Below are 22,972 nucleotides of genomic sequence, written 5' to 3'. Positions count from 1 at the left end.
TAATTAATATTGATATAATGTTATAAATTGATATAATGTTACAGACATAAAGTAAAAATTATTGAATTTATTGATTAAGGAGAAAGTAAAATGATTAAAAGTAATTTTAAATTTTCTAAGATTTTCTTTTATAATTGTATAAGTTTAAGTATTATTCATTGTTATAATCAAAACAATGTTTTAAAAATTATTAGCGAATTAAATAGTGTTTATTTAATTGTTAGTATGATTTTTATTGTCGTTTTTTTAGTTTATTTATCAAAAATTAATCAAAAAATTAAAATTTTATCCTTAAAAATAAAAAAAGACTTACAAATCAAAGGTAAATTCAATTATTTGTTGCTAATAGTTTTAATTGTTTTACTAGTTCATTTTATAATTATTTTAGTTTTAAAAATTTCTTTTATTAATAATATATCACAAACTTTATCACCACTGATTAGAAGTTTTCTAATTATTAACTTGGCAGTATTACTATTAAGTGTAATATTTTATACTTTTTTAGTAAATTTTTCTAATTTTATTAGTAAATTATATAAAAAAATAAAAATTAATATTTCAATTAAAAAGTCATTTCAACTATTTTTGATTTTAATAAAAAAAATAAAACTAAAATTGTTATTTAATTTAAAATCATTTACTTTAAAATTATTGATTAATTTCAAGGTAAATTATATTTTAGTCAATGCTTTACAATGATTAGAAATTTTTCGTAAATCACAAAAATTAAATAATACTAAAAAGGCTTGTGCACCTGGTATTATCCCTGTTTTTAACAGTCCAATCGTTTTTAAAATAGGGAGAAGTATATGATTAAAATTAAATTGTTATTTAAAAATAACTTTAAAAATACAACCAAAAATAAAATTCAACTAGTTAGTTTAGTTATTTTAGTTTTTTTATCTTCACTAGTTTTTAGTATTATTGAAACTTCTAAAACGCGTGTTACTAATAGTTATAATGATTTTATTGCTGCTGAGCAAAGTAATCAACACGATTTTATTGTTGATTTTTCTAACACTAGTTATGTTGTTGATGGGAAAGATAACTTTACTAATGTCAGTAATTTAGAAGAACGTCAAAATGCCGTGCTTGATGATATTAATCAAAAATTAAAAACAAATAATACCATAGATAGTTTTACTTATGGCCGAGTAGAAGCAAGAACTTTTTATGCTGGTAATAATAATCAAAAAATTTTAAAAGCTGTTACTTTAAATCCAGAACAACAAACTGATAAGTTTATTGTGACGCAAGGCATGCCTTTAAGTTTATGAAGTAAGTACCAACAAGCTGTTAATCGTTATTCAGAACGATGAGTTTATTTGAATTCTAAATTTGCTGCTAATAATAACATTAAGATTAATGATATTATTAGGTTACAAAGTGATAATTATGGTCATGCCATTCTAGTTAAAAATGATCTCGATATTAGTAAATATCAAAAACAAGATATTAATCAATGATTACCTAATTCCCCTTATGCCAGTGCCAATTGATTTCGTGTTGTTGGATTTGGCGCTTCAGCTGATTTAATAACACCAATTATTGATGCTACTCATCCGATTCCTGATATGAAAAATCAAGGTTTAGTTTATCTTGATCCAATTTTGTTTGGATTAGAACAAAAAACTATTACTTTACCTGATAATTCTAAAGTTAATATTATTAGCACTAATCATAATCAACAATTAGTAACATCAAGTTCTAGTGATCGTGAAGTTTATTATGTTGGTAAGTTTTACGATAATAAAAATCCAGTAGTAGCAAGTACTAGAATTAATCAATTTCTTAATTCAAATGTTGAAATTGACAAAATTAAATTAGGTTCACATTTTGTGAAAATTGGTGACGCTAATCATCCTTTAGCGACATATAAAGATGATCATAAATATTCTTTAGCAAGTCGAATTACCTTTTTAGAAACAACTTTAAAAACTTTTTTTTTAGGTTCATATTTAATTATTAGTACAACTTTATTATTATCAGTTTTTGCTTTAGTGCTGGTATTAAAAAAACAAATTGAAAATACAAGAATTCAAAATGGGATTTTAAGAAGTCTTGGTTATCATAAACATAATATTATTTTAAGTTATTTTAGTTATCCGTTAATGATTGCTTTAATTGGAGGAATTAGTGGGTATGTAATTGGTTTAGCATCACAGCAGTTTGTTATGATGTTCTTTCAAAATTATTTTAATTTTGTTTTTCAACCATTTGCCTTTACTATAACTTCGCTAATGGTTTGTGTTTTTGCTATCTTTATTTTATTAAGTTTAGTTACTACGATTACTTGTGCGATCATGATGTTGAAAAATCCAGTAGTAATGATTAATGGTGATATGATTAATGCTACCTTTATGATTAAACAAAAAATTAAAAAGAAAATAACTTTTAAAAATAATTTTAATAGTCGTTTTAAAGCTGCTTTATTTAGTAATTCAATTGGAAAAATGACAGGAGTATCATTAACAATGATTGTTGTTACTGCTTTAATAGCAGCAACCACCACGATTCCCATGATTTTACAAGATAATTTGAAATATTCATATATAGGTGATAATTATCAAACCAAGATTGAATATTATAATCCTACCTATAATATTCCAACTAGCTTTTATAAAACCTATGATCCATCACAACCAGCATGAACTACTAATGATAATAGTTATTATATGCACTTTGCAGATGGTAATACCAACATGATTGATAATTTAGATCAATTAATGAATCAATATCAAACAGGAAAAATTAATAGTGAAACTTACAGTCCCACTTTTAATGCTACTGATTTAACTAGTCTATTATATAAAAACATTAGCAAACAATATTTAACAAGTAATAAAATTACGATTCCCCAAACATCACAAATCCTAACACCAATCATTATTAGTAGCATTTGAAGTGATTATCATAGCATGGGTTTAGATAATTTTAATAATAAATCATCAGTTGAAACAATTGTTGGAACTTATCCAGATGCTCAAAAAAATGTTAAACAATTAGATTTATTAAGAAGTTTTTATTTAAAATATCGTACTACTATTGGTTTAGACCTCCAAAATCCAAAGTACTTCTCTTCTGATAAAAGTGCCATTAAAATTAATGATAATCCTGATGATTTTTTTACAAGTCTTGAATATCTTAATAAAGGTATTCTACCTGGTAATGATTTAACAGATGGTCATTTAACAGATGAAAAAAATGTTTATACACCTTTTAGCCAAATTGTTAATGACCCAGTTACTGGTTATGATACAGTAGAAAAGTTAACATATGATATTTGTAATTGATACAAGGCTTATTTCATTGATAATATTGAACAAGGATTTATGCAAGGGATTTACAGCCAAGCCCCCGACAGTTTACGAGCAACAATTGCGCAGAATTTTAAAAATCCCAATGCTAATTACAATATTTTATTTGGTGTTGTTCCTTATAATCCTGTTAACGATGATTTAGGCACTTACTTTAATGCTAGTTATAGTAACCAAAATTTTAAAGTTTACGGTATTAAACAAAATAGTAAAACTCAAAAATTAACTAACAATAGTAGTGATGACTTATTATCACAACTATATAATAGTGATGATAATGGCATTATTCTTAATGCTAGTTTAGCCAAATTATTAAATGTTGCCGTTGGTCAAACTATTACTTTAAACCAATCGCGTAATGTTTTAAAACAAAACAATCAAATAATTAATCCAAATAGCTGGGATACGAGAGAATTAAGTGCAAGTGACCCGCTAGGTAATGATAGTTACACTAATAGTAAATACTTATATAGCACTTTATCAGGGAGTCATCTTAACGATAATGTCAATTGAATTAATAAAGATATTGTTAATAATAATCAAGATTTTGTTTTAAAATCAAATATTAATCCAACTAATCCAACTCCAGTAACAGCTACTTCAGTAGAAAAAGATGCTTCATCAGGTTCTTTAATCATTAATAGTGAAAAAGTACTTGCTAATAGCACTTATGTTGTGAAAGGAATTACTAATCAGTATGGTGATAATAAAGCTTGAGTTAAAGAAACACAAGCAGAAAAAGTAGCAGGTTATAACGAAATTAAACCTACTTTATTTCAAACATTCTTAAAAGAATGAACTAAACCATACGATGTTAATGCTTCACAAACCGTCAAATCTCAAGTCCAAGTTTTAAATAGTAGTGGTTTTGCAACTAATAATCTAGTTTATTATCAAGCAAAATATAATGATTTCATAAGTAAATCAGTTAATGATCCCATTATTAACATATGACAACAAATCTTTAATAACGAATATCCTGTTTTTAATTATAAATTATCACAATCTAATGTCATTGATGATTTAACTAATGGTATTAGTACTAGTCAAGTTTATGGTGATTACTCAGTTAATGGTTTAGTTGGTGGCAGTGATATTAGTGGTAACCAATATAATGCTTATAAAATTATTAGTGTTAATAATTTATTACCCATCATAACAGCACAAGGAATCTTACAACATATTTATCAAATTATTAATACTATCTTATTTGTTGCAATTATTATTGCTTGTTTGCTTGCTTTATTAATAATTATTTTAACAAGTAATGTCATTATTGCTGAGAATTTAAAAGTTATTTCCACAATGAAAGTTTTAGGATATAGTAATAAATCTATTACTAAATTAGTATTAGGAATTTACTTTCCAATTGTTGTTTTAAAAACCATTATTGGTTTTCTTTTCGGATGAGGTTTATTATTATTTGGTACCAGTTTCTTATTGCATCATGCTATTGTTATTCCTTTAATTATGAAATGGTGATTACCACTTATTTCTATTGTTATTAGTTATTTATTATATTCTTTAGCTTATTTAATGAGTTGAAAAATTATGACTAAAGTTAATAGTTTAGACGTTATTACTGCGATTTAAAGGAGGATATAATTAATGAAAAAATTAATAAAATTACTAGCAATATTTATTGCTAGCACTCCTGTTATGTTAAATGTTACAGCATGTAGTAATGAACCAAATTGAAATAACATTCCAATTCCACCACCTCAAATTCCAATTGAAGTTACTGGATTTCAAGGTGTTGACTTTGCTACTATGAACATTAAAGATTATGATACTGTTGCTAGTTTATTTTCAGCAATTAAAAATAAATTACAAGATAGTCCCTGAAAAGATAAAACAGCCACTACTTGAACAGGAACTAAAGATGGAAAGGTAATTGCTGATTTAAATGCTTCTGATTTAAAACGTAATGCGCAATATACGTTTGAAATTAAATCAAACATTACTCTACCAGGTGACGCTAAATTTATCATTACCATTACTAGTTCTCATCATATTGCTGATAATATAAGTGTCACTAACTTAAATCAAATTGATGATACTAATGATAAAACTATCTTAATTGCTTGTGTTTTTAAAAATATGAACTTAGTAAGTAAAATTAATGAAATTGCTGATGAATATTTAAATCATATTGCCATTAAAACTGATGGCAAGCCTAATTATGATAGACCAGTTACTGGTACAGCAACTTTAACTAATCCTACTAGCGCTAAGCAAGAACCTTACTTTTATGGTTCAATTACCGTTAATTTTACTGTTAAACTAAAAAAATCACCAAAAAACCCAACTGACCTTAAGTCAGTAATCAAAGTTCCAGACTTAGGAATTATTCCTGATAATCGGCCATATACAATATTAATGTACGTTATTATTAAGAATTTCGTTACTCAACTTGACTTATTAGCAGAAATTGTTAATAATTTAAACATTACTAATCCAACAAAAGACAGCGCTGAACTTAGTGGTGTTAAAGATTCGGAATATTATAGTGGTCATATTACACTAAAATTCCAAATTTCAAAATAGATTTTAAATATAAGGGAGAAAACAATTATGAGAAAATTATTAAGCCTTTTAGGTGTACTAACTTTAGGAAGCATAACAACAACAAATGTGGTTGCATGTTCTAATAAACCACAAGTAGATCCAACAAACCTTGCAGATCAAAGTAAATTACCATTTTTATACCATGAAGTTAAAGTTACTAACTTAGGTGATGTTAAAAATGATGCTCGTGATATCTTAACTGCTTTTCAAAACCAGAATTCTAATATTAAAGATGATACATTAAAAGTAACAGATATTACTAATAAAACAGCTACTATTAATGTTGACCAATATGATACTCATTTTAAAAAAGGAACATTACATGTTACTTTTAATAGTATTGAATCAAAAGATTTAACAAAATTAATTACAGTAAAAAATGTCTATGCTAATAGAAATCTAGAAGGATTATATCCTGTACCTACAAAAATTAAGGAACAGGATGTTTTAGATGGAGTTAATGCTTTAAATGGTTTAAATTTAACTTTACAAGATGTTACAGTTACATTGCATAATCAAGATAATAATCCTGCAACATCAGCTACAATTACAGCAAAAGGGTCACAATATCAAGGAACAGACATTCCAGTAATTTTAAATAAAAATCTTGATATTGCTCAAATTTTTACTAATACCTATATTGGTGATGTTTATTTACCACAAGAACTAATAGGTAAAATTAAAGAAGAAGGTTCTGCAATAGCAATTAAAGCATTTTTAACTGAATTTATTGGTGATGCTAATCCTTTATTACAAGAATTTACTGACTTAGTTGCAGGAGTTCAATTTGTAGACGGTGTAATAACTTTTGATAAAAATCAATTAACTATTGATGCTAATGTTAATCCCACAGATAATACTTTACATAAAGTTTTTACTAATAAAGTAACTTTTAATTTTAATATTAATGTTGATAATCGTCTAAGTATTGATAAGGCAATTAAAACTATTGATTTGAAAAAACCTGCAAGCACTAATTTAGTAACAATCAAACAAGCAATTATTGACCAAAATCAAGATCAATTAAAATCATTTAGTAGTGAAGAAGTAAATAATTATTTAATTGTTACACTGCCTGATAAAACTAATAGTGCATCAGTTAATGTTAGTTGATTACCTGGTTCAAAAAACTTTTTAGGTCATGATCCACTTGCTGCTGCTATTTCTGGTGTAACTAACATGCCACCACTAAATATTAATGTTTATTTTGGAATTATTAAAAACGATTTTGTTATTCAAAATGCAGCTACAGGAAAAACAATTTTTGATAATCTTCATAGTTATTTAAAAAATACTTATCAATTAAGCAATGATGATAGTGCTGCTGCCATTGCTGATTTTGCGGTATGATACGATGGTGAAGAAATTAGTAATGATGATAAAACACAAATAAGTACTGAAGGTAATAAACCAGTAACAATTAAAATTACTTTAAAAACAAATGTTGATGATAAGTATAAAACAGATTTACAAAAATTAATTGACAATGGATTTACTGTTGGAAAGACTTATGTTAGCAATACTGATGTAACTGATAAAAAATAACGGACTTCTCCCCACATGTACTTGTGGAGGAAACAATGAAATTGAATGAGTTCAATAATACTTTTCAAACTGAAAAACAATGTCTTGCATATATAGCAAGTTTGAAACAAAGCAAATGTATTAGGTGTTCTAGTTTTAATTTGAATACTTCTAATTTAAGAAAAATGAGATGTTTGAAATGTCATCAAACATTCAGTATTCTCACGGGCACTATATTTTCAAAGTCACAAACACCTTTAATATCTTGGTTTTATCTCATCTTTAGATGAATAAACACCAAACATGGAATTCCATCAACTGATGTTGCAAAAGAATTGGGAGTGACCTTGAAAACAGCTTGAAGAATGGGTCATAAAATCCGAAGTGCCATTGCTAAACAAGAACCTCAATTCATTGTTGAGGGCATAGTGCAAATGGATGAAATGTATCTTTCACATATGGGTTAAAAAACAAGGAAGATCCTTGTTGAACAAAACCTTGATTATCGGTATTTATGAACAAACAACCAACAATCTGATTGTGAAAGTATTGAAAAACGCAAACAGTAAAAATCTTTTGCAGTTTGCAATAAACCACATTTCTTCAAAGTGTGATGTACATACTGATTCTTGAAAAGGATATCGCGATTTGAAATCGGTTTTCACTAAGCATGAAACAGTTAACCATCAAGATGGCTATGTTTCAAAAACTGGTGTAAATACCAACCAAATTTAGTCAGTATGAAAACATATACGAAGAACATTAAAACACATATCAAAGTTGCAAAACATCATATTAATTTATATGCAAAAGAAGCTGCATATAAATTCAATAACATACCTAGTTTTGAAACTGTAATGCTATGTTTAATTTCAAAATGTGGGGAGAAGTCCGTAGATAGGCTTTTCTCAGCATTTATGTGATAAAATTTAAAAATAGTACATAAAGGGAGAAAAGCCAAATTAATTTTAGTAATACTTATCATGCTATTAGTAATCCTAAAATTTGAACTTCAACAACCATGTATATTGCTATATTTGTGTTTTTATTCGTATCTTTTTTTGATACTACCGGTACTTTATATTCAATTTCTCATCAAATTAGTGACAAAACTGGTATTAATTATCAATTGGGTGAATAAAGTTAATAGTTATAATTTAATTTTCTTTAAATAAAAGACAACATTAAACTATTTAATTGTTGCTATAATTATATCATATTATAGTTAATAAACAAGTATTTTAATGTTTTATTTTATTATTTTATAACAAAAATTCCTAACTATTTAGGTTTAAGATTTATTAAGTTTTTAAAATAGGCTTAAATTTTATTGGATTAGTAGTAGATTTGATTATTATTAAGAATAAATGTGATAATTTAATAAAAGAAATAGGGCATGATAAATTTAAAATAAATTTTTACAAGTTTAAATTCAAAAGAAAATCTAAAAAAAATACTATTACCCCACAATCTTAAATATTAATGTATAATTTAAGTAATCTATTAGAATAGATAAATAGATTAAATTTAAGGTTAAAAAGTTATCATAAAGATAACTTTTTTTAATCTTTATCATGATATGGTATATATTTTTAAATATGTTAATATTTAAACATACTAGTTAATTAGATACTATGTTAATTCAAAAATTACATAGAATAAATATTATTTGTTTTTCATTTTGTGGACAAGCATGTTGAACCTCATAATACACGCACAGTTGCTCTATATAATGATGGTCTTTCATATATAACATCACTAATATTTATATAACTAGCGTAGCGAAAGCAATATCCATATTTGTATCTAGATATGGTCTATAAATTTTAATTAAAACACTTAATAAAATAAGTGTTTTTTTATATAGAATATTTTTCAATTAAGTAATTATCAACATTATTGTCATTTATTAAATTTATATTATTTTCAGTAAAAAATAATTTTTTAAATTTTTCTTCTATTTCTTTTCTTAAATCTTCTGAAAGTCTAGCATATTTATAACTATTTTCATTATATTCAAGTGCAGGCTTTATTATTTTATTTATATGTATTCTTTGAATATTATTTAATTTAGCACGATTTTCTTTTTTATTTAATAAAAATTTAACATCACTTCAATGTTCTTTTTCGATTTTAGTTGTCAATAGTATTATTATTGCATTATTCCCTATAATATATAAAACTATAATAGGACGTGGTTTTCATTTGTTGCTATCAATATAATGAATATTAGCAATATAAATACTTCATTTATATATTATTAATTTATTTTCGGACTTCTCCCCACATGTACTTGTGGAGAGAAGTCCGATATTTTATTAAATCTAACTATTAACTTGATACACCCAACCCATTGTTTGTTTTTTAAGCATTGGATTTTAGTTTTTAAGATTTAAAAGAAAGAGATAATTATATATGCCAAACAGTAATCAAAATGAATCAAATAACTTTAATATAAAATTACTAGTGTATAGTGGAGTAATTGGTGCAGCAGTAGGAGGAATGTCTGGATATTTATTAGCAGATAATATTCCTAATCAAATTATAGGTAACACAAACTTAGACAAAACATTTTTTTCTGCCATAGGAGGATGGTTTTTCGGAAGTTTAGTAGGCAGTTGTTTAAATTTATGCAACTTATTAATTTATAAATTTTGTCATAATGAAGTAAATAATCAAAATAATAATAGATTTGCAAACCAAAGAATCATCATTATTGATAATGATAGTGGTCATGGTTCTGATTTTGATATAGAAGCAGTAAATCAATTTAATGATGAAGTACATGAAAATGTTGGACTTATTAGAAATGTTGTCTAATCAAAAATAAAAAACGAAAAGACATGTTTTAAGATACAGGAATTTTAAAAAGAAATTTATTTATTTTTTTTACTAAATTATAAATAAATATGATATTATTTATTAGTTAAAACATTAATAAGGAGAAAAAACTATGTCAAGAAAATGTGCATTAAGTGGCATTGGCCCACTTTCTGGAAATACGCGTTCACACGCAATGAACTCTTCTAAAAGAAAATGAAACCCAAACTTACAACCAGTAAAAATTGGTGGAAAAACTTTAATGATTAGTGCTCGTACTTTAAAAACTTTAAAGAGAAATAATGCTTTAGGTAATAGTAAATAATAATTGCTTTTAGTCTTTAGAATTATGTGAGGATAAAAATGTTAGGAATTAGTTCCTAACATTTTTTAATTATCACCAAGAATTGAAAGCATAGTTTATTTTATCATTGATATTTCTGCTACAATTTATTTTATATAAAATCATACTCTTTATTGATTAATGAGTTTAAAATTGTAATATTTTTTTTAATTTTTGTTAATTATCTTGTTATAATACGTTTATATAATAATTAAAGTTCAAAGCTTAGGTGAATGTATATATGTGACAAAAACGAATCTTAGGTTCATTATGAATTATGACAATGCTTATTATTTTTATTGTCACATTTGTTAATAATAAACCTTATTTTATTATGGGTGGTTCAACTTCTGTTTCACCATTAATGCACACTTTAATGGATGGTTATCCAGAAAATCATAAAGATGCTGATTTTACATATAATAGTTTGGGTTCTGATGCAGCTATTATTCCCGTTGATAAAGGCATGTTTGGTATTGGATGATTATCAAAAGAATATACTACTAGTAATCCAAACCAAATTAGTTTTGTATTGTCACTTGATGGGATGATTTTAGTTTATAATTTACCACCATCTGAACTGGGGAATGATAATCCATTGAACTTTAACCAAGAAATTGTTAAAAAAATGTATTTAACAAATGGTAATGTTTATTGAAAAGATTTATTTCCCCAAGACCCTGCTCATCCAAATGAAGGATGGGTTAAGCCAACTTCAACTTTAAAAGTTACAACTTATACGCGCGAAAATGGTTCGGGAACCCGTGATGTTTTTAATGAAAAAGTATTAGGTGATAAAACAGCATATTATCCGCAAGCCACAACTGTCAATTCAAGTACCCAAATGTTTAGTATGGCACCTGGTGGTATTGGTTATAGTTCTTATTCTGACAAAAAACAGTTAGATAGTAATCCTTCGTTTGCTAATGTTTATATGGGTAATTGAGAACATACTATTCCAACACTAGATAATATTAGTCACAAAAGATATGGATTAGCACGACCCTTTACTGGAGTAATTAATGAAAAATATAAACAAATCAATACATTAGTTAAATTTTTAAAGTTCTTGTTTTACCCATCTGATCCCAATCATCATATTGTTGATGCTGCTTTTAGTGAAGCTAACTATGCCCAAGCAGCAGTACCATTAGATGATCATAGTGGTGTGAATAATAAATTAGATACATGATTAAAGAATTTTCCAGAGGTATAGTAAATGAAACCCAAGTCTTTTCAAAACTTTTGACACAAAATAACATTCAATCGTTTTAATAAAAATTATGAAGTAAAAAATGTTGTCATTAGTGAACAAAAAAAACATATTCAAGATTTAATTGTTAAAATTACGATTTTAGGTTTATCATCATTAGCTTTATTTGCTCTGGCTTTATTAATTGGTTTTGTTGTTGGTCAAACATTTAGCGATATGAGTTTTTTAACTTGATTAAAAATGTTGGGCAGCAGCAAATGGTTACCTAGCGGCAATAGTTTTGGTGTAATTGCCTTTGTGGTCGCAACATTTTGAGTAGCATTAATTTCGATGTTAATTGCTGTACCATTAAGTTTATTAACATCATTATTTATTTGTGAGTTTTTACCACGACGACTAAAAAAGGTAACTTTAACATTAGTTGAGTTATTATCAGGTATTCCTTCTGTTGTCTTTGGTGCGTTTGGATTAATGACCATTGGTCCCATTTTTGTCAAAATGGGTGCTCCCACTAAAGAAAATATGATGACTGCTAGTTTTATCTTATCAATGATGGCACTACCAACTATTATTTCTTTATCTGTGAATACGATTAATAGTGTTCCTAAGTCGTATCGTTACGCATCATTAGCTTTAGGTATTAGTCATACTCATACTAGTTTTAAAGTTGTTTTTAAAGCAGCACTTCTGAAAATTATTGGAGCAGTTATCTTTGGTTTTGGGCGCGTAATTGGTGAAACGATGGCTGTTGTTATGATTGCTGGTAATAGTACTTTAGTTCCTAATTTTAAAGATGGTCCTTTAGGATTTATTTTCAGTTCCGTCTCCACATTAGCAGGGGTAATCGGACTAGAAATTGGTGAAGCTGTTAGTTCTCAACAAATATCAGCATTATATGGCATTGGTTTATTTTTATTTATTATCGTTTCAGTTATTAATGTAGTAGTATTATTAATTTATAAACGTACAGAAAAGAAATTCAAAGGTCATCATAAACCACGTAACTATTATTTAAAAACTTTAAAGTTATCTAATCAACAAATGACTAATAGCATTCATGAAAAGAGTATTAAAAATCGTCAGTGAAAACAGTTTAAAGATTATGTTCGACTTTTTTTCATGAGTATTTCTTGTTTTATTACTATGGGTTTAATTGTTTGAATTATTGGTGATATTATTATTAATGGGATATTTAATATTAGTGGTACTGCTGGTAGTGGTGCTTTCAATTTTAATTTTCTGGCATTATTCCAAACAACGGGTGATGAGGGATATTTATCAATTGTCGCTATGACGTGCTTATTAGTCTTAACAGCAATTACCATTGCCATGCCATTGGGCATTATTGGTGCCATTTACTTACATGAATATGCTAAAGATAATAAATTTGGAGGGATTTTACGATTTGTTTTAAACACTTTAGCATCAACGCCATCCATTATTTTTGGAATGTTTGGTTTTAGTTTATTTATTGTTTTTTTAGGAATGAGTTTTAGTGCCATTACGGCAGGTTTAACGTTGACAATTGTTGTGTTACCACTTATTATTAGAGCAGTAGAAGATACGCTAAAATCAGTACCTGTGGAATATCGTGAAGCTTCATTAGCATTAGGTGCTAGTAAGTTTGAAACCATTAGAAAAGTAGTAATTCCGAATGCGATTGGTGGGATTGTTACGAGTATGATTTTATCAATGGGAAGAATTGTTGGAGAATCAGCACCAGTATATTTAACATTAGGAAGTACAGTTGGATTTCCTAACAAAGGATTTCTAAGTTCGGGTCAAACTTTAACGACTCATATTTTACTAATTAATAAAGAATCAAATGACCCTAATAAACTAGGAATGATGTACCAAACTGCGTTAATAACGGTGGCCTTAATATTTATTTTAAATTTCTTAGCAAAACATTTTGAAAAAAGTTTAACAACAGGAGTGGGGGTGAAAACAAAATGTTCGATGGAACTAATCAAGGAAAAAATAACAGCAATGAAGAACAAACACCACAACAAACGTCAGACCAAAAAACAACTCAAAAGTGAAATGAAAAAGTAATTGTTAAAATTAAAAACTGATTCAAAAAAATTAAAAACATCTTTAAACAACAAAACCTAATGCCAGTAGTTATTGAACAACCACCAATAGTTACTAATAGTGCCATCATAAAAACTAAATCTTCAATCAAAAAAGAAAAAGAACTATTGCCAGAAAGTTATGTTTTTAATATCAACAATTTAAATTTCTTCTATAATAATGGTCAAAAACAAGCGTTATTTAACATTAATTTAAATATCATTCGTCACCAAGTTACAGCCTTTATTGGACCAAGTGGTTGTGGAAAATCAACATTACTACGAACATTAAATCGGATGAATGATTTAATTGATGGTATTAAAATTAATGGTGAAGTTATCTTTAATAACCAAAACATTTATGAAAATAAAAAAAAAATTATTTTATTACGCACTAAAGTCGGAATGGTTTTTCAAAAACCAAATCCTTTTCCAATGTCAATTTATGATAATGTTGCGTATGGTCCTAGAAACCAAGGTATTAGAAATAAGAAAATCTTAAATCAAATTGTTGAGGACTCATTAAAAAAAGCAGCCTTATGAGATGAAGTAGCCAAGAATTTATATGACTCAGCGTTATCATTATCAGGTGGTCAACAACAGCGTTTATGTATTGCTCGTGCTATTGCTCTAAAACCTGAGGTGTTACTAATGGATGAACCAACCTCGGCGCTAGATCCCATTGCTGCTGCTAAAATTGAAGATTTAATGAATGATTTAAAAAATGATTTTACTATTATTATTGTTACCCATTCCATGCAGCAAGCAGCACGGATTTCTGACAAGACTGCTTTCTTTTTAAACGGTGAAGTAATAGAATATAATGATACAAAAAAAATCTTTTCACGTCCTAAAGATAAAAGAACTGAGGATTATATTACTGGTAGATTTGGTTAAAACAAACTATAATTAAATTGTGTATTGCAAAGGGGGAAAATAATGAATATTATTAATCGACGATTTGATTTAGATATTGAAAATTTAAAACAAAATTTATTAAGTTTATTAACAGAAGTTAAAAAAGAGCATGAAGATGCCCTTGTGGCTATGGAAAATAGTGATTATGATTTTTCTAAAAAAATCATTCAAACTGACAAAGAAATTAGAAATATTGCTGAAAGTTTAACGATTACTGCTGTGTGAAATATTGCTCAACAAAATCCTTTTGCTCGTGATTTAAGAACTATTATTGGATATATTAATATCATTCGCGATTTAGAACGTATCTCTAACTATGCGAAAAATATATCGGTTTTTAATGTTAAATATCGACCTGAAACAAAGTTAACTTCACAATTAGCGGGATTGATGAAAAAAACCTTTACGATGATGGATTTAATTGCGCAAGCGATTGATACGAATGATATTAAAAAAGCATATGAAGCAGCTGAGTTTGATGCATATATTGATGTTCATTTTCGTGAATCAATAAACAATATTGTTAGTATGTTTAAAAAAAATAAAAATGAAGAACAGTTTTCGCAATATACATCAGCTATGCAACAACTAAAGTATATTGAACGGCTAGGTGACCATTTAGTTAATATTTGCGAAACTATTGTTTATATTATTAAAGGTAAATTTTATGATTTATCAACAACTTTATATGTGCCACCTGTTAAAAAGGGATAGTGGGGTATTTAAAAACAGAAAGTTAAACTTTCTGTTTTTAATATATGTGGTTTATACTTCTGTTATTCATTGATTAGGAAGTAAGGTGAAACCAATTGTATTATTACCAGTATGAGTTTTTAAAATATTACATAGTGGTTCAATCTTATATTTAGTAAATCCTAATTGTTGCACTTTACTAATAGCAATTTCAAGAACTTTTTTATCACATCAACCATCAATAATATAAATAGTTTCTTTGGTTGCATTTTTGATATTAACAATAGTTTCTAGTATTTTATCCATGGCGCCACTTAAGGTTCTAACGGTTTTAGCCATGATGATTTGTTCTTTGCATTTCAAAATAGGTTTAAATTTTAGAATATTTCCCATCAGCGCTTTTGTTTTTGGTAATCTACCACCGCGAGATAAAAATTTCAAGTCATTAGGGGCAATGAAACATTCATAATTTTTACGAAATTCAGTTAATGCACTTAAAATGTCATCAATGCTTTTTTGTTCTTTGGCTAATTTTAGGGCGATTAGTGACATATATTTTAGTGGCATCATAGCAGCACCAGTTTCTAAAACATGAACTTTATCTTTAAAATTATCTTCTGTTTGTAACACCATAGCACTTTTATATTGACCTGAAGCGTTATCAGCAATTGGTAAAAATAAAATTTTATCGTATTTAGTTAGCGCTTGTTCTCAATATTGAGCAAGGACAGCACGGTTAGTTTGACTAGTTTTTAAATGAGCGTGTTCTTTAATCATTTTTTGAAATATAGAGTCACTGTCAATTTCTTGATTATCATCTTCATAAACTATACCTTTAGGGTCACTGATAATTAACGGAACAACTGTTAGTTCAGGATATTTTTTCATTTCTTCAAGTGAAAATCCAGTTGATGAATCTGTTATTATACCAATCTTCATATTTTTACTCCTAACATTTTTCAAAATAAATTATAATAAAATTATAGCAAATTTATTAATCAATATATTATTTTGTTTATATTACTGTAATAGGTTTATTGTATAACTTAAATTAAAAATTACTTATAAAAAATGATTTTAAATAAAGAGCAATTAACTTACTATTTATCAGTTAGTGTTGGTAAAATATTGCTATAAGATAAATTACAAATTTTATTACAAGAATATTAAATTTTTGAGGTAATGTAAGTGAAACTTTTGTTGATTTTAAATAAGATTACTCATAAAGAAACACAAATCATTAAACAGTTAAACCCTGAACTAAAACATTTAACTTTAAAATTAACATTTAGTTCATTTTAGAATGAATTGCCTTACCAAATATATCTTTTTCTAATAATATTAGTTATAAAGGAACTATTGAAATAAAAAGCATAATTTATAATTATGAATTAAGTGGTTGAATTGGCATTAACTCCTCTATATAGGGTGATAAGTTTATAAACGAAAATGAAAAAACATATAGTAAATTTTATAATCCTAGTCAGTTAAGACTGTACATACGAAATAAGTTAGCTGTTGAAAATATTTTACCTAAAATAAAAATACACCAGTTTTTGCAAATTATATTGAAGCTGAAATATTTTTTAATATACTAGATGATAATAATTTAGAAGATATAACAACATCTAATAGACAAGACATAGATGAAAATGATGTAAGAGTTATAAAATTAGTAGAAATTGTAAAAGTAATAGTTAACCAATTAATTAAAGACCGCGTTAATATAGGTAATCAAATCAAAACTACAGAAGAAAAAATTAAAGAATCGATAGAAACTAAAAATAAAACAGAATTAATAAAATCAGCAAAACACAATAATTTTAACGGACTTCTCCCCACATGTACTTGTGGAGGAAACAATGAAATTGAATGAGTTCAATAATACTTTTCAAACTGAAAAACAATGTCTTGCATATATAGCAAGTTTGAAACAAAGCAAATGTATTAGGTGTTCTAGTTTTAATTTGAATACTTCTAATTTAAGAAAAATGAGATGTTTGAAATGTCATCAAACATTAATTATTCTCACGGGCACTATGTTTTCAAAGTCACAAACACCTTTAATATCTTGGTTTTATCTCATCTTTAGATGAATAAACACCAAACATGGAATTCCATCAACTGATGTTGCAAAAGAATTGGGAGTGGCCTTGAAAACAGCTTGAAGAATGGGTCATAAAATCCGAAGTGCCATTGCTAAACAAGAACCTCAATTCATTGTTGAGGGCATAGTGCAAATGGATGAAATGTATCTTTCACATATGGGTTTAAAAAACAAGGAAGATCCTTGTTGAACAAAACCTTGATTGTTGGTATTTATGAAAAAACAACCAACAATCTGATTGTGAAAGTATTGAAAAACGCAAACAGTAAAAATCTTTTGCAGTTTGCAATAAACCACATTTCTTCAAAGTGTGATGTACATACTGATTCTTGAAAAGGATATCGCGATTTGAAATCGGTTTTCACTAAGCATGAAACAGTTAACCATCAAGATGGCTATGTTTCAAAAACTGGTGTAAATACCAACCAAATTGAGTCAGTATGAAAACATATACGAAGAACATTTAAAACACATATCAAAGTTGCAAAACATCATATTCATTTATATGCAAAAGAAGCTGCATATAAATTCAATAACATACCTAGTTTTGAAACTGTAATGCTATGTTTAATTAAAAATGTGGGGAGAAGTCCGTTAAAAAATATGCAATTAATCAAAAAACTAGATAGTATTGAAAAATGAGAAAACGTAGATAAAACAATTATTGATCTATGGAATAAACATTTTAATAGTAAAATTCAACCAATTGAAAAACAAGAATAATTTATAATTCAAAACAAATAATAAAATGAAAACCCCTTAATTTTAAGGGGTTTTCCAGTAGATTTTAAAAGTCTAAGTTATTCAATGAATGATCCTAATGGATCTGCCTCTTTGCTAAATAAATTTTCTTACTTTCGTAAGTAATACTCCTTGCAGGTACAACTCACCTCTTAATTAACTAAGAGCATCATTTTCATGATATGTAAATTATAAAATGAGTTAAATATTTGTCAATAGCTATTAGTTATCTTTAACCTAGGGTAAATAAAGTTATGTTTTTTCTTTAGCATAATTTTCTGTACCATTATAAGAAATTGCTGTTTTTCATTTAGGATAATCAGTTCCTTTTTTAATAGCATTATTAACGTTTAATGGTTTAAGATTGGCTAACATTTTGGTTCCCCCATTAATAAGAGGTTTTTCATAAACAATTGTTCAATTAAAACTTTTAATGTTACCATCGCTATTTTCAATACTATTCACAAATGCTTTTTTAAAAATAAGTGCTCCTGCATAATCTTTACGGTATAATTGTGGATTAAATTGTGAAACAATTTCCCCTTTTTCTCATATTTCTTCAATTTGTTCTTTTGTTCAAATTGTAAGTTTAGTGGGGTCAACGGGTAATAACGCTGCTACTGTGGTTTAAGTTTGTTTATTATTTACTTGTGCTTTTATTTTCATTGTTGAAAATGGATTAGATTTTGATTTTGCATTAAGTTCATTAACATTAACAGTTAATTAGAGTTCTGCATTATCTGAATTAACAAATGGATTTTTGGTTTCAATGATAAAAGGTTCTTCAATTTTTATGATTTTATCATCAGTTTTTGATTTTAAAAAAATATGAACTAAAAGTCAAAAACAATTTAATAGTAAAAAAATAGCATAAATTATTTCTAAAATTCAAGGAATAACAAATATTGCCAAACTGTTAAAAGAATAATTAGTGATATATTCTACTAAACCTTTTCGAATAATAATGAAAAACATAATTGAACCAAAAATCATAGTTAATCCAATCATTAATCCAATTATACCCAGAAAAATAGCTTTAACATTCTTTTTTTCAAAAATAAAAAGGGTATAGAAATCGAAAATATATTAATAGTAGCAAAAATTAATACACCAATTGTTAATTCTTGAAATTCAAACTTAAAATTTAAATTTTTATTAATAACACTTAAAATATTATTAATATCATTACGATATAAATCAATTCAAATAATTCAGGATACTAATAAACTAACAGAAATTAAAAAAGAACTAATAATTAAACCAAAACGATTACGAATGTTGATATCTATAAATTTATTTTTATTTTTTAATTCAATGTCTTCTTGGTTCATGAAAAACTCCAGTTCACTTTTTTCTCTACTCTATAAATATTAATAACTGTTTTTTTAGTTTTTCTAGAGAGTTAATAAATTCCTCATAACCGTTACCTATAATTAAATTGACATGAGGAATTGTGTTTTTATTAAAATGATATTTTATTTAGGTCATGTACTATCATCATTGTCATTAGTAATAGTTAATTGCGTTATATTAGTATAACCATTATTGCTAAAATAAAAGTTAAAACCATTAATATTAATATTAGTAAAAATTGGTCGTCCTCCATAAAAAGTTGTATAAAAACTATTCTTGTTGTATATTGAAGAAAGTTTTTTATCTAAGATTTTTTCATCACCGCCAACAATACCAAATTTGAATCGGACTTCTCCCCACATGTACTTGTGGAGGAAACAATGAAATTGAATGAGTTCAATAATACTTTTCAAACTGAAAAACAATGTCTTGCATATATAGCAAGTTTGAAACAAAGCAAATGTATTAGGTGTTCTAGTTTTAATTTGAATACTTCTAATTTAAGAAAAATGAGATGTTTGAAATGTCATCAAACATTCAGTATTCTCACGGGCACTATATTTTCAAAGTCACAAACACCTTTAATATCTTGGTTTTATCTCATCTTTAGATGAATAAACACCAAACATGGAATTCCATCAACTGATGTTGCAAAAGAATTGGGAGTGACTTTGAAAACAGCTTGAAGAATGGGTCATAAAATCCGAAGTGCCATTGCTAAACAAGAACCTCAATTCATTGTTGAGGGCATAGTGCAAATGGATGAAATGTATCTTTCACATATGGGTTTTAAAAAACAAGGAAGATCCTTGTTTTTTAAAACCTTGATTGTTGGTATTTATGAAAAAACAACCAACAATCTGATTGTGAAAGTATTGAAAAACGCAAACAGTAAAAATCTTTTGCAGTTTGCAATAAACCACATTTCTTCAAAGTGTGATGTACATACTGATTCTTGAAAAGGATATCGCGATTTGAAATCGGTTTTCACTAAGCATGAAACAGTTAACCATCAAGATGGCTATGTTTCAAAAACTGGTGTAAATACCAACCAAATTGAGTCAGTATGAAAACATATACGAAGAACATTTAAAACACATATCAAAGTTGCAAAACATCATATTCATTTATATGCAAAAGAAGCTGCATATAAATTCAATAACATACCTAGTTTTGAAACTGTAATGCTATGTTTAATTTAAAAATGCGGGGAGAAGTCCGTTATATATATAATTATTAAGTTCAGTCTTTAATATTAGGAAATAGGAGATTATGATTGCTTATGGAAACTGTTAGTAATTCTTTTAGTAACAAAGCAAGTTGATTTAGACTATTTAAGTTTATTTTAATCAAAATTACTCATTCTTTTATCGCGGTATTTTTATTGTTATTATCTTTATTTGTAACAATTGTTATAAATATCGTTTTATTACTATTAGATTTAGAGCCTAATTATTTATTAAAATCTTTTGTTTTTATTTCTAAAAAGTTATATTAGGTCATTATCATAAGATAAAACGACACACTTAGCTATTAAAATACAATTTCAAAATTAATTATTTGTATTTTTATATATTTTACGTATAATAATACTCATTATGAAAAAGATAATTGAAATTTCCAACCTAACTAAACGCATTAGAAAATTAGTCATCATTAATAATATTAACCTTGATATTTTTCGTGGTGAACGAATTGCTATTCTTGGTGCCAATGGTTCTGGTAAAACCACACTTATTGAATTAATTTCTAATATAACTATACTCAGCACAGGTACTATTAAAATCTTTAGCGATCAAGAAAAATTAAAACGCATTGGTCTGCAATTTCAAGAAGGATATTGACCGAAAGGTGTAACTCCTAAATCAATCATTAAATATTATGTGGGACGAAAAGTTTGAAAGACCCAACCTATCACTGATCTTATTAATATTTTTGATATTGCTAGCATTATCAATAAAGATTTAAATAATTTATCAGGTGGCGAAAAACAACGTTTTAATGCCATGCTGTCTATTATTAATGCTCCTGAAATTTTAATCTTAGATGAGTTAATTACTGGTTTAGATTTGAAAATGCAAGTTAAATTAATTAATTTTTTCAAAACTTACTTGCAAGATAATAATAAAACCTTACTAATGATTTCCCATATTCCTGAAGAAGTTGAAGCATTATGTCAACGTGTAATTTTACTAGAAAAAGGTAACATCATCCATGATAAGTCCCTAATAGAAATTCGAAAAGAATTTGGTACCGTTCGTAAGTTTATGCGTACATATTACGAGATGCAGGAGGTTGACAATGAAAATACTCAATAAATTTAAAAAATCTAAACCAGAAATTAATAGCCAACAAGTGAATGGCAGTAATAATTCAGATATTAAAACCAAAAAATTTACTTTGTCTGCCTTAAGTTGACCAAAGTTCAAAAAAGATTATAAAGAATTTAATATTTTCTTAGGTAAAAACTTAACCCTGCTATTGGCTTCCATTTTTAAAAATTTACGAACATATATTTATGTTTATGTAATTCCTATTACTTTATTATTAATTATTTACACTTTCCAATCATTTGGTGGTATTAATAAGTTGTTGCCTCCCATTGTTGCTGGTTATTTGTTAATTCCTGGGTTTGGCATTACCATCTTGCTTAATACTTTAATTTCAGAATGAAAAGCTTCTATTTTTCTAAAGCGAATTCATGTTATTGGAACAAGTAAATATCAATTTATTTTATCAATTTGAATTGTTGGGTATTTACTCGGAATGTCTTCAATATTTTTAGGTTCATGTTTGTTGCTAGGAATAGCACCTTTAATTAATAGTACTAGTAATGTTTTTCTAGAAACTTTTAGTTTTTTTAGTTATGGTAGTGCTAGTGAAGTTTTTGTGTCATGATTTGGTTTTTTTATTGCTGCTAGTATTATTACTTTGTCAGGAATTGGAATTGCTACTTTAATTGCTGGCGCTTTTAAAAGTTTATCATTGTGTCAAAGCTTAACCATTTTAATAATCTGTGGTTGTATTATGTTATCAGATTTATTTTTAAGTCCCACAATTACTTCTAAGTCTTCATTTGTGGTTTATATTAGTTATTTAATTCCGCAAAAATATGGTGCATGGACAGTGTTTTATAGTTCTGCAGCAGGTAATATTAATTATTTTATTGATAACCCTACTTCCAAGTTAGCAACTATTAGTTTTGCAAATATTTATGGTCCATTATTTGGTGGCATAACTTATTGCATTGGTTTATACGTTGCTTCATTATTCACGTTTAATTGAAACAATCGAGGTTAGAAA

25 protein-coding genes are annotated in these 22,972 nt (G+C 26.8%); 18 read left to right on the top strand and 7 right to left on the bottom strand.

Annotated features, from left to right (window positions below; all coding sequences use genetic code 4):
* The first annotated feature begins 90 nt into the window (after positions 1–90).
* The 7 genes from ACFEL4_RS07735 to ACFEL4_RS07705 are packed head-to-tail and all read left to right on the top strand — an operon-like array spanning position 91 to position 8,335.
* Positions 91–876, top strand: a complete 786-nt coding sequence (locus ACFEL4_RS07735; RefSeq protein WP_375317283.1) for a hypothetical protein — start codon at positions 91–93, stop codon at positions 874–876.
* On the top strand, positions 810–4,910 hold the full coding sequence (locus ACFEL4_RS07730) for an ABC transporter permease (RefSeq protein ID WP_375317282.1): 4,101 nt from the start codon (positions 810–812) through the stop codon (positions 4,908–4,910). The genes ACFEL4_RS07735 and ACFEL4_RS07730 overlap by 67 nt, the downstream gene beginning before the upstream one ends.
* Before the next feature lie 15 nt (positions 4,911–4,925).
* Entirely contained in the window at positions 4,926–5,864 is a 939-nt protein-coding gene (locus ACFEL4_RS07725; RefSeq protein ID WP_375317281.1) for a hypothetical protein, read from the top strand.
* Between the two features lie 27 nt (positions 5,865–5,891).
* Positions 5,892–7,430, top strand: coding sequence for a lipoprotein (locus ACFEL4_RS07720; RefSeq protein ID WP_375317280.1), 1,539 nt, complete (start codon positions 5,892–5,894; stop codon positions 7,428–7,430).
* A gap of 35 nt (positions 7,431–7,465) precedes the next feature.
* Positions 7,466–7,876, top strand: a complete 411-nt coding sequence (locus ACFEL4_RS07715) for a hypothetical protein (RefSeq protein ID WP_375317279.1) — start codon at positions 7,466–7,468, stop codon at positions 7,874–7,876.
* Positions 7,848–8,144 (top strand): transposase, encoded by a 297-nt coding sequence (locus tag ACFEL4_RS07710; RefSeq protein ID WP_375317278.1) that lies wholly within the window; start codon positions 7,848–7,850, stop codon positions 8,142–8,144. The genes ACFEL4_RS07715 and ACFEL4_RS07710 overlap by 29 nt, the downstream gene beginning before the upstream one ends.
* 5 nt (positions 8,145–8,149) lie before the next feature.
* Complete coding sequence (locus tag ACFEL4_RS07705) at positions 8,150–8,335, top strand: hypothetical protein (protein ID WP_375317277.1); 186 nt, start codon at positions 8,150–8,152, stop codon at positions 8,333–8,335.
* Between the two features lie 933 nt (positions 8,336–9,268).
* Here ACFEL4_RS07705 and ACFEL4_RS07700 read toward each other — a convergent pair.
* Positions 9,269–9,553, bottom strand: coding sequence for a hypothetical protein (locus ACFEL4_RS07700; RefSeq protein ID WP_375317276.1), 285 nt, complete (start codon positions 9,551–9,553; stop codon positions 9,269–9,271).
* Between the two features lie 271 nt (positions 9,554–9,824).
* On the opposite strand from ACFEL4_RS07700, the gene ACFEL4_RS07695 reads away from it, so the two are divergent.
* The 6 genes from ACFEL4_RS07695 (at position 9,825) to phoU (ending at position 15,489) form a co-directional block, all read left to right on the top strand.
* Positions 9,825–10,229 carry a hypothetical protein gene (locus ACFEL4_RS07695; protein ID WP_375317275.1) on the top strand — a complete coding sequence of 135 codons (405 nt, stop codon included), beginning with the start codon at positions 9,825–9,827 and terminating at the stop codon, positions 10,227–10,229.
* 133 nt (positions 10,230–10,362) lie between these two features.
* Complete coding sequence (rpmB, locus tag ACFEL4_RS07690) at positions 10,363–10,554, top strand: 50S ribosomal protein L28 (protein WP_308149722.1); 192 nt, start codon at positions 10,363–10,365, stop codon at positions 10,552–10,554.
* A gap of 259 nt (positions 10,555–10,813) precedes the next feature.
* Positions 10,814–11,788, top strand: coding sequence for a PstS family phosphate ABC transporter substrate-binding protein (locus ACFEL4_RS07685; RefSeq protein WP_375317274.1), 975 nt, complete (start codon positions 10,814–10,816; stop codon positions 11,786–11,788).
* A 3-nt stretch (positions 11,789–11,791) separates the two neighbouring features.
* On the top strand, positions 11,792–13,840 hold the full coding sequence (gene pstC, locus ACFEL4_RS07680; RefSeq protein WP_375317273.1) for a phosphate ABC transporter permease subunit PstC: 2,049 nt from the start codon (positions 11,792–11,794) through the stop codon (positions 13,838–13,840).
* 59 nt (positions 13,841–13,899) lie between these two features.
* The gene (gene pstB, locus ACFEL4_RS07675; RefSeq protein ID WP_375318375.1) at positions 13,900–14,754 is read left to right on the top strand and encodes a phosphate ABC transporter ATP-binding protein PstB; all 855 of its coding nucleotides are present in this window, start codon (positions 13,900–13,902) and stop codon (positions 14,752–14,754) included.
* Between the two features lie 42 nt (positions 14,755–14,796).
* Complete coding sequence (gene phoU / locus ACFEL4_RS07670) at positions 14,797–15,489, top strand: phosphate signaling complex protein PhoU (RefSeq protein ID WP_375317272.1); 693 nt, start codon at positions 14,797–14,799, stop codon at positions 15,487–15,489.
* Between the two features lie 51 nt (positions 15,490–15,540).
* On the opposite strand, the gene ACFEL4_RS07665 is transcribed toward phoU, so the two are convergent.
* Positions 15,541–16,407 carry a DegV family protein gene (locus tag ACFEL4_RS07665; RefSeq protein ID WP_308149726.1) on the bottom strand — a complete coding sequence of 289 codons (867 nt, stop codon included), beginning with the start codon at positions 16,405–16,407 and terminating at the stop codon, positions 15,541–15,543.
* Positions 16,408–17,031: 624 nt separating this feature from the next.
* On the bottom strand, positions 17,032–17,331 hold the full coding sequence (locus ACFEL4_RS07660; protein ID WP_375317271.1) for a hypothetical protein: 300 nt from the start codon (positions 17,329–17,331) through the stop codon (positions 17,032–17,034).
* On the opposite strand from ACFEL4_RS07660, the gene ACFEL4_RS07655 reads away from it, so the two are divergent.
* Positions 17,331–17,867 (top strand): hypothetical protein, encoded by a 537-nt coding sequence (locus ACFEL4_RS07655; protein ID WP_375317270.1) that lies wholly within the window; start codon positions 17,331–17,333, stop codon positions 17,865–17,867. The two genes, ACFEL4_RS07660 and ACFEL4_RS07655, sit on opposite strands and share 1 nt — an antisense overlap.
* On the top strand, positions 17,762–18,298 hold the full coding sequence (locus tag ACFEL4_RS07650; protein ID WP_375317269.1) for an IS1595 family transposase: 537 nt from the start codon (positions 17,762–17,764) through the stop codon (positions 18,296–18,298). The genes ACFEL4_RS07655 and ACFEL4_RS07650 overlap by 106 nt, the downstream gene beginning before the upstream one ends.
* Positions 18,299–18,568: 270 nt before the next feature.
* On the opposite strand, the gene ACFEL4_RS07645 is transcribed toward ACFEL4_RS07650, so the two are convergent.
* The 4 genes from ACFEL4_RS07645 to ACFEL4_RS07630 form a co-directional block, all read right to left on the bottom strand.
* Positions 18,569–18,781, bottom strand: coding sequence for a hypothetical protein (locus tag ACFEL4_RS07645; RefSeq protein ID WP_375317268.1), 213 nt, complete (start codon positions 18,779–18,781; stop codon positions 18,569–18,571).
* Positions 18,782–19,039: 258 nt separating this feature from the next.
* Positions 19,040–19,324 carry a hypothetical protein gene (locus tag ACFEL4_RS07640; protein ID WP_375317267.1) on the bottom strand — a complete coding sequence of 95 codons (285 nt, stop codon included), beginning with the start codon at positions 19,322–19,324 and terminating at the stop codon, positions 19,040–19,042.
* 8 nt (positions 19,325–19,332) lie between these two features.
* Complete coding sequence (locus ACFEL4_RS07635) at positions 19,333–19,647, bottom strand: hypothetical protein (RefSeq protein ID WP_375317266.1); 315 nt, start codon at positions 19,645–19,647, stop codon at positions 19,333–19,335.
* A gap of 144 nt (positions 19,648–19,791) precedes the next feature.
* Positions 19,792–20,031, bottom strand: coding sequence for a hypothetical protein (locus ACFEL4_RS07630; RefSeq protein ID WP_375317265.1), 240 nt, complete (start codon positions 20,029–20,031; stop codon positions 19,792–19,794).
* Between the two features lie 18 nt (positions 20,032–20,049).
* Here ACFEL4_RS07630 and ACFEL4_RS07625 point away from each other — a divergent pair, with 18 nt between their 5' ends.
* The 3 genes from ACFEL4_RS07625 (at position 20,050) to ACFEL4_RS07615 (ending at position 22,969) form a co-directional block, all read left to right on the top strand.
* Positions 20,050–20,871, top strand: coding sequence for an IS1595 family transposase (locus ACFEL4_RS07625; protein WP_375317264.1), 822 nt, complete (start codon positions 20,050–20,052; stop codon positions 20,869–20,871).
* 396 nt (positions 20,872–21,267) lie between these two features.
* A complete protein-coding gene (locus tag ACFEL4_RS07620; RefSeq protein ID WP_375317263.1) occupies positions 21,268–21,987 on the top strand; it encodes an ATP-binding cassette domain-containing protein in 720 nt (239 codons plus the stop codon).
* Entirely contained in the window at positions 21,971–22,969 is a 999-nt protein-coding gene (locus ACFEL4_RS07615; RefSeq protein WP_375317262.1) for a hypothetical protein, read from the top strand. The genes ACFEL4_RS07620 and ACFEL4_RS07615 overlap by 17 nt, the downstream gene beginning before the upstream one ends.
* Positions 22,970–22,972 lie beyond the last annotated feature (3 nt).

Origin of the sequence: Spiroplasma endosymbiont of Virgichneumon dumeticola (assembly GCF_964264745.1) — a bacterium.
GTDB lineage: Bacteria > Bacillota_I > Bacilli_A > Mycoplasmatales > VBWQ01 > Spiroplasma_E.
This window is presented reverse-complemented; position numbering and strand designations above follow the sequence as displayed.